This window comes from Microcystis sp. LE19-10.1B, assembly GCF_027530565.1.
GTDB lineage: Bacteria > Cyanobacteriota > Cyanobacteriia > Cyanobacteriales > Microcystaceae > Microcystis > Microcystis aeruginosa.
In genome coordinates this window covers 1-7,330 of the sequence record NZ_JAPZQM010000144.1, presented here as the reverse complement: position 1 = coordinate 7,330, position 7,330 = coordinate 1, and the positions used below count along the sequence as shown (strand labels likewise).

Annotated in this window: 5 protein-coding genes; 3 read left to right on the top strand and 2 right to left on the bottom strand. The window is 44.7% G+C overall.

Going from position 1 to position 7,330, the window contains the following annotated elements; genetic code table 11:
* Window positions 1–505: 505 nt before the first annotated feature.
* Window positions 506–1,945: a DEAD/DEAH box helicase gene (locus tag O9332_RS05090; protein ID WP_002763242.1), complete on the bottom strand. Its 1,440-nt coding sequence runs from the start codon at window positions 1,943–1,945 to the stop codon at window positions 506–508.
* Window positions 1,946–1,986: 41 nt separating this feature from the next.
* Window positions 1,987–3,300 (bottom strand): 30S ribosomal protein S12 methylthiotransferase RimO, encoded by a 1,314-nt coding sequence (rimO, locus tag O9332_RS05085; RefSeq protein WP_012265912.1) that lies wholly within the window; start codon window positions 3,298–3,300, stop codon window positions 1,987–1,989.
* A 472-nt stretch (window positions 3,301–3,772) separates the two neighbouring features.
* Between rimO and btpA the strand changes: the two genes are divergently transcribed.
* The 3 genes from btpA to O9332_RS05070 all read left to right on the top strand — a co-directional run bounded on the left by btpA (window position 3,773) and on the right by O9332_RS05070 (window position 7,092).
* Window positions 3,773–4,624 (top strand): photosystem I biogenesis protein BtpA, encoded by an 852-nt coding sequence (gene btpA / locus O9332_RS05080; protein ID WP_052277774.1) that lies wholly within the window; start codon window positions 3,773–3,775, stop codon window positions 4,622–4,624.
* Between the two features lie 178 nt (window positions 4,625–4,802).
* Window positions 4,803–5,789: a vitamin K epoxide reductase family protein gene (locus O9332_RS05075; protein ID WP_002763245.1), complete on the top strand. Its 987-nt coding sequence runs from the start codon at window positions 4,803–4,805 to the stop codon at window positions 5,787–5,789.
* A 109-nt stretch (window positions 5,790–5,898) separates the two neighbouring features.
* Complete coding sequence (locus O9332_RS05070) at window positions 5,899–7,092, top strand: DNA methyltransferase (RefSeq protein ID WP_002763246.1); 1,194 nt, start codon at window positions 5,899–5,901, stop codon at window positions 7,090–7,092.
* Window positions 7,093–7,330 lie beyond the last annotated feature (238 nt).

The window sequence follows — 7,330 nt, the reverse complement described above, 5'->3', positions numbered from 1 at the left end:
TAATATTAGGCTCTTCTCGACTTTGTGTGATAATTTTTGCTTATAGAATCGTGAAATATTTACTGGGAAAGACTTTTAGGAGTATTTTGCTGAAGAAACTATCAGTATAGACCCCGTTTCCACACAGAAACCAGAAGAGCCAATATTAGCAAGAAATGATAATCCTTCTTTAGCAGTAACAGGATTTTTTCTTGCCCAAGAACAACTGTATCCACCCTCTTGCTGGATATCGTCTCCTTGAGCTTGTACCCTCCCACGATAAGGTTCTGACGAACTCGACATATTAAATGTTCAAATTTATTCATTTAAGACAATTATATAGTAATTATCAGCAAAAATGTCAAACAAAGCCCAAATACTTGATTAGAATCAATTATCAAAAGTTTAGCTATAAAATTATGTAGAATGCTTTCGACGACGTACTGGGAAATTACCTGACAAAAAAAAGTTGATAGAACCAAAACGGTCTATCAACTCTTAAAGTTATCTATTCAAGAACTAAAAATTAACGTTCCTGAAAGACGATTTTTTTGTCCAGGGAAGGACGGTTATTCGACTTAGAGGGGTACTTACTACCACCACTGCGGGGAGTTTTATTAATCACCGGTTTACTGCTCGTCGGTGCGGGAACTTCCCAATCGGTTTTCATCCACTGGGGACAATTTTGATCGTAGATCATTTGCAGGGCAGCCGCCGCGATCGCTTGGGGATCGTATTCTTCACTTAAATCCCGCACTAAAGGCAAGAAAGAAGCCATACGTTCCCCCGATAAAGCCTCTTTTAGCTGATTTTGCAGCTTGGCCAGGCGTTTTGCTTCCACTTCGGTGCGGCTAGGAATGGGACTAGATTCCAGACGTTGACGCAGACGCTGTTCAATCTGACGCAACAAACGCCGATCGATCGGTTCTACTAAAGATATAGCAGTTCCCGTTTTACCAGCGCGGCCCGTGCGGCCAATGCGGTGAATATAGGTTTCGGCATTATCCGGCAGATCATAGTTAATAACGTGGCTGAGATTTTCCACATCTAGACCGCGGGCTGCGATATCCGTGGCTACCACTAATTTAATTTTGCCCTCGCGGAAACGTTGCACCAGTCGTTCCCGTTGCACTTGGCTTAAGTTACCGTGGTATTCATCCACCGTTTGCCCCGCTTCTTGCAGTTTGCTGGTTAATTCGGCCGCGGTTTGCTTGGTGCGGACGAAAATAATCGCCGATTCTAGGGGTTCGATCTCTAACAGGGGTTGCAGGACTTTTAATTTCGTCCAACCGCGAGGGATCAGATAAATTTTCTGCTCGATCTTAGCAGGAGCGGCCTGGGGTTGAGAAACCGTCACAGAAACGGGAGATTTCAAGAAATTAGCGATTAAATCGCGGATTTCCCGGGGCATAGTTGCCGAGAAACAGGCGGTTTGACGGGTGGAGGGGGATGCTTGCAGAATTTTCTTCACATCATCGATAAAACCCATACTGAGCATTTCGTCCGCTTCATCGAGGACTACCCAGTTTAAGGATTCGAGATGGAGTTTTTTGCGATCGAGCAGATCGATTACCCGGCCGGGAGTCCCGACCACAATCTGGACACCTTTTTCCAGACTGCGGATCTGACGTTCCATGGATTGACCACCACAGACTGTCAGGATAAAGAGACGACGATCATCAGAGAAATCTTTGATGGCGCTGGCCACCTGTTGGGCTAATTCCCGGGTGGGGGTGAGGATTAAAGCTTGAACGTTAGGATTTTTGGTGTCCATGCGTTCCAGTAAAGGCAGGGAATAGGCGGCGGTTTTGCCGGTTCCCGTTTGTGACATTCCTACCATGTCATGCCCTTCTAGAAGGAGAGGGATGGCTTTGGTTTGAATTTCCGTGGGGGTGGTGAATCCAAGCGTTTCTAGGTGTTGAAGACGGCTATCGGATAAACCTAAATTGTTGAAACCAGTGGTCATAGGGATTGTTTTGTGGGAATTAAATAAGAAAAATGGAAAAATTAGACTATTTCGCCGTAGAGATCGTAGGTATCGGCCGCAGTGATTCGGACCTGTACGATCGCACCTAGAATCGCCTCCCCTGTCACATAAACCAAGCCATCCACTTCCGGGGAAAAACGAGCGGAGCGCCCGATTAATTCTCCTGTTTCTGGGTTTTCCTGTTCGATGAGAACATCGACAGTTTGACCGATATAAGCTTGATTTTTGCGTTCCGAGATCGGTTGCTGAGTTAACATCAACCTTTCGCGGCGTTCGTCCATAATTGCCTGTGGCACTGGATCGGGCAGGTCAAAAGCGGCTGTACCTTCTTCGGCGGAGAAGGTAAACACCCCGACGTGATCGAACTCATGACGCTTGACAAATTCCAGCAGATGGCTGAAATGTTCCTCGGTTTCTCCGGGGAAACCGACGATAAAAGTCGTTCGTAAAACCGCGTTCGGGATAGCTTGCTTGATCCGCTCGATAATGCCATCGTTGACTCGTCCTTGCCAGGGACGGTTCATCCCCCGCAGGATGTCGGGATGGGAATGCTGTAGCGGCAAGTCTAGATAGGGTAAAACATTCGGGGTCTCTCGGATCGCCTCGATAACCTTTGGCGTTAACCCGGTCGGGTAAGCGTAGTGAACGCGAATCCAAGGTATATCGACTTCTCCCAGCGCTCGCAAGAGTTCCGCTAATTTGGGTTCGCCATATAAGTCTAACCCATAATTGGTTGTTATTTGCGAAATGAGAATTAATTCTTGCACCCCTTGGCTGGCCAATTGTCGCGCTTCGGCCACAATGGACTCGATCGATCTCGATCGCTGATCGCCGCGCAGCTGGGGAATAATACAGAAAGCACAGCGATAATCGCAGCCTTCGGCCACCCGCAGATAGGCGACTCCCTCGCTGGTGGTGCGATAACGGGGCAGATTTTCGTCGGCGATAAAAGTGGGATCGGCGCTGACTTCCTTGACTCGTTCTCCCGTCTCTACCCGTTCGACGATCTCGACAATTTTCTGATAATCCCCCGTGCCGACAATGGCCACGGCTTCCGGCAATTCCGTCAGGAGTTCATCTTGGAAATGTTGGGCCATACAGCCGGAGATAATAATTTTTTTATTAGCTTCCGCCAGTTCCACGAGGGTGCGAACGGATTCTTCTCTAGCTGCTTGAATGAAACTACAGGTATTAACGATAACGTAATCGGCCAACTCCTCGTCATTATCTACGGGATAGCCGGCCTTGGCCAGCAGTCCTAACATATGCTCGGAGTCGATCCGGTTTTTCTCACAGCCTAGGTGTGAGATAGCGATGGTTGGCTTATTGCCCATGCGATCGAGTATCAACCAAATCTTAAACTTCTCTTTTAATGTTAAGACATTGTGAACTACTCTCAACGGATTTGAGAGCTTCCTGCTTCAATGGGATGCGCTTTCTACCTCGAAAGATAGCAAGTCTTACCTTCCCGACCCAGGCAGGAGTCCTAGTTCCTAAGACCCACACTTTTTCTTGCAACACGACCCCCCGAAGCTCGGTTATCGCTTAAGGAATAGTGGTCAAGACCCGTTTATGATAACATAGTTTTTTGGAATTGTCTATATACAAAGTCAGCATTGATGAGGGGAACTGTGGGGCGAATTACTTCGCCCCTTGAAAAGCCCCGTCCCATCGCACTAAGTGCGAGGGACGAATGCTGGCACTAAGTTAAAATAATTTCCCCCCCCGTGGAACCGTGGGTAGGCCTTCACCCTGTTAAAATGGGTGAGCGGCGCATGGTTGGGGACGCTAAGAGTAGTATACGCTGTGAACTTAATTGCAACTTTCAAGACAAAAAACCCGATTATTGGCGTGGTTCATCTCGCCCCCCTGCCCACTTCCCCCCGTTGGGGTGGCAGTCTCAAGACGGTGATCGAGCGGGCTGAACAGGAGGCGACGGCTTTGGCTGCCGGTGGTGTTGATGGTTTGATTATCGAGAATTTTTTTGATGCCCCCTTTACTAAGCAACAGGTGGATCCCGCCGTGGTTAGTGCCATGACTTTAATTGTTGATCGCATTAAAAATCTGGTGGTCCTACCGATTGGTCTTAATGTTCTCCGCAATGATGCCCATAGTGCTTTAGCGATCGCTACCTGTGTTAATGCCCAATTTATTCGGGTTAATGTGCTAACGGGGGTTATGGCCACCGATCAGGGCATTATTGAGGGTCAAGCCCACGAACTCTTGCGTTATCGGCGCGAATTGGGGTCTGAGGTCAAAATTTTAGCGGATGTTTTGGTTAAACACGCCCGCCCCCTGGGAACTCCTAATCTGACTACGGCAGTGCAAGATACGATCGAACGGGGACTAGCAGACGGGGTAATCCTCTCCGGTTGGTCCACCGGTAGCCCCCCTAGTTTTGAGGATTTGGAACTGGCAGTGGCGGCGGCCAAGGGAACACCGGTTTTTATCGGCAGCGGGGCTGATCTGGACAATATCGGGCGGTTACTGCCGGCTGCTGATGGGGTGATCGTGGCTAGTTCCCTCAAGCGTCATGGCAAAATTACTGAACCGGTGGATCCGATCCGGGTGTCGCAATTTGTGGAAACAGCCCGGCAGATCAACGATCAAAAGGCAAAAATTGATAATTCTCTCCCTTCTTTGCCTCTGTCCACATAACCCCTTGCTAGAATGGCGGATAGTTATCGGTCGTCAGCGAGCCTAAGTTTTTAGGAATTGAAAACGTCCTAATTAACACAATATGGTTAGGGAATTTTTCCTTTCAACAAAGTGCATTGAGATTTCTCTCCTGACTCCTGACTCCTGAATTCTGCTGTAATTTAATCTAAATAATATTATGCGTCGTCGTTCTGTACCTTGGATTCATCGCTACTCCCGGCCTCTAATTGGGGGCGTTTCGATCGTGGGGGCGATTCTGACTGGCTATTTAACCATTACCAAACTGACGGGAGGGGCTGCTGCCTGTACCGCCGGGGCTAGTGATGGGGCTGGTTGTAGTGGTGTTCTTAATAGTCCCTACGCTACGGTTTTCGGGCTGCCCTTGAGTTTGTTCGGTTTTTTGGCCTATATTGCCATGGCGGTTTTTGCCCTCAGTCCTCTATTTATCAATGGGGAAACTCAGAAAAATCTCCGCAAAAGTTTAGAAAATAATACCTGGTTATTGCTGTTAGCGGGGGCGACGGCGATGGCGGTATTTAGTGGTTATTTAATGTATATTCTAGCCACGGAATTAAAGGAATTGTGTCCCTACTGCATCACTTCAGCTTTGTTCGCTTTAACCCTATTAATTCTCACAATTATCGGTCGCGAATGGGAAGGTTTAGGACAAATTATACTGCCGATGGTTGTAGTGGCAATGATTACTTTTGTGGGAACTTTAGCGGTTTACGCAGGAGTAAATTCCCCCACGGTGGCAGCAGGAAAAGAAGAAATTACCCGGCCAATGACAGCGGCTAAACCTCCCTACGGTTGGGAAGTAACCACGGTTTCGGGAAAAGCAGAAATCGCCCTGGCTAAACATTTAAAAGCAATTGGTGCGAAAGAATACGGGGCTTTTTGGTGTCCCCACTGTTACGATCAAAAACAGTTATTTGGTAAGGAAGCGGGAGAAATCCTCAAAAAAGAAGGGGTTTATATCGAATGTGATCCCCAAGGGGTTAATGGTAATCCTCAAGCTTGTCGCGATGCCGGAATTAAAGGTTTCCCCACTTGGATTATTAAGGGTCAAGAATATTCGGGAACCCAAAGATTAGAGAAATTGGCTGAGGTTTCTGGTTATACTGGCCCGATGAATTTTAAATATACAGTTCCGGGACGTAAGTAGGAAAATATTGAGGGGTTGAACCCTGTTCAGCCCCGACATTTTATGGTGTTTGTTCTCTAGATAAAGTAGAACTTTAATTTTGTTCTTAGCAATAGAGGGAGATTGAAAGTTGCCAGATTTTGATCAACCTATACCCCAAGACAAACTTGACATTATTGATAAAACTAGAGCCAATTTATTTGTTTGGCGAGGTCAGTTTTCACCCCAACTGATAGAGACTATTTTAAGTTTCTATTGCCCATCTAATTCGGTCATCCTCGATCCTTTTGTGGGTAGCGGAACTGTTTTGCTAGAGGCAAGTTATTTATCCCTAGAAGCTTATGGATTTGAGATTAATCCCGCTGCTTATATCATGAGTCGTACCTATGAATTTATCAATGATTCTCAAAAAAAAGAAGTTCTTAAAAACCTGAGAAATATCCTCGATCAAGAATTTCCTTTGAGAATTTTTGAAGTCAGTGACCAAGTAGAAAATTTAGTAGATAAATTGCAAAATACTAGGAATATGCTACCGGATCGGTCAAAGGTTTTATTTGATGCTTTAGTAATCATTTTTGATGTGTGTAACAATAAAATTACTCAGGAATTTATTCAGAAAAAATTTTTACATCTTAGCAATATAATTACTAAGCTACCTTACTCTCAAAAGCCGATCAGGGTTGAATTATCTGATGCTCGTTCTCTACCACTAAAAAATAATCAGATAGATTTTGTTGTGACTTCTCCACCCTATATAAATGTTTTTAATTACCATCAAAATTATCGTCAATCTGCTGAAATCTTAGGATGGGATTTACTCAAGATAGCCAAGTCAGAAATTGGTTCTAATAGAGCAAATAGGAGTAATCGTTTTTACACTGTAGTACAATACTGTTTAGATATGGGTGACATTTTAAAGGAACTGGCAAGAGTCAGCAAGCAGCAAGCAAGAATTGTTTTAATTGTAGGACAAGAATCTAACGTTCTTGGCGTACCTTTTTATAATGCTGATATTATTGAAAAAATAGGTGTCAAAGCCAAGCTATTTCAGAAAGTATTAAGACAAAAAAGAAAATTTAAGAATAAATTTGGTAAAGTTATTATAGAGGATATAATTAATTTTATCAACTTAAATAATCAAGTTAGCCAAGAGGTAATAGAACAAATTTCTAGAGAGGTAGCATTTGAGGTATTGGAAAGCAGTAGGCTGTTTGTATCTTCAGAAAACCAGCTATGTTTAGAATCAGCAATTGCCAAAGTCAATAATATTCAAAAAACACCAATTTTAGATAAGAGATTATATATTGACCCTGTTAATATTTAATTTTAACGAATTGAAAAGATTTGATGCTTTTTCACAATTTATTGACTATTGCTATAGTTGTAATTAAACAGTAAACAATCCCAACCCAGCAACTAACTAGGGTCTGCTGAAAAAGTTTTCCCTGGGGGCAGGGTGTGGGGTGTGGGGTGTGGGGTGTAGGGTTTTACCGATTTTCAGGTGGTCAACTACCTAATTTTCAGGGAAAAAGTACCTGAATTTTCCCCTCAATCACTCCAAT

Excerpts from the sequence above, each read along its gene's own strand:
- O9332_RS05090 (WP_002763242.1), bottom strand. The coding sequence starts at position 1,945 with ATGACCACTGGTTTCAACAATTTAGGTTTATCCGATAGCCGTCTTCAA.
- rimO (WP_012265912.1), bottom strand. The coding sequence starts at position 3,300 with ATGGGCAATAAGCCAACCATCGCTATCTCACACCTAGGCTGTGAGAAA.
- O9332_RS05075 (WP_002763245.1), top strand. The coding sequence starts at position 4,803 with ATGCGTCGTCGTTCTGTACCTTGGATTCATCGCTACTCCCGGCCTCTA.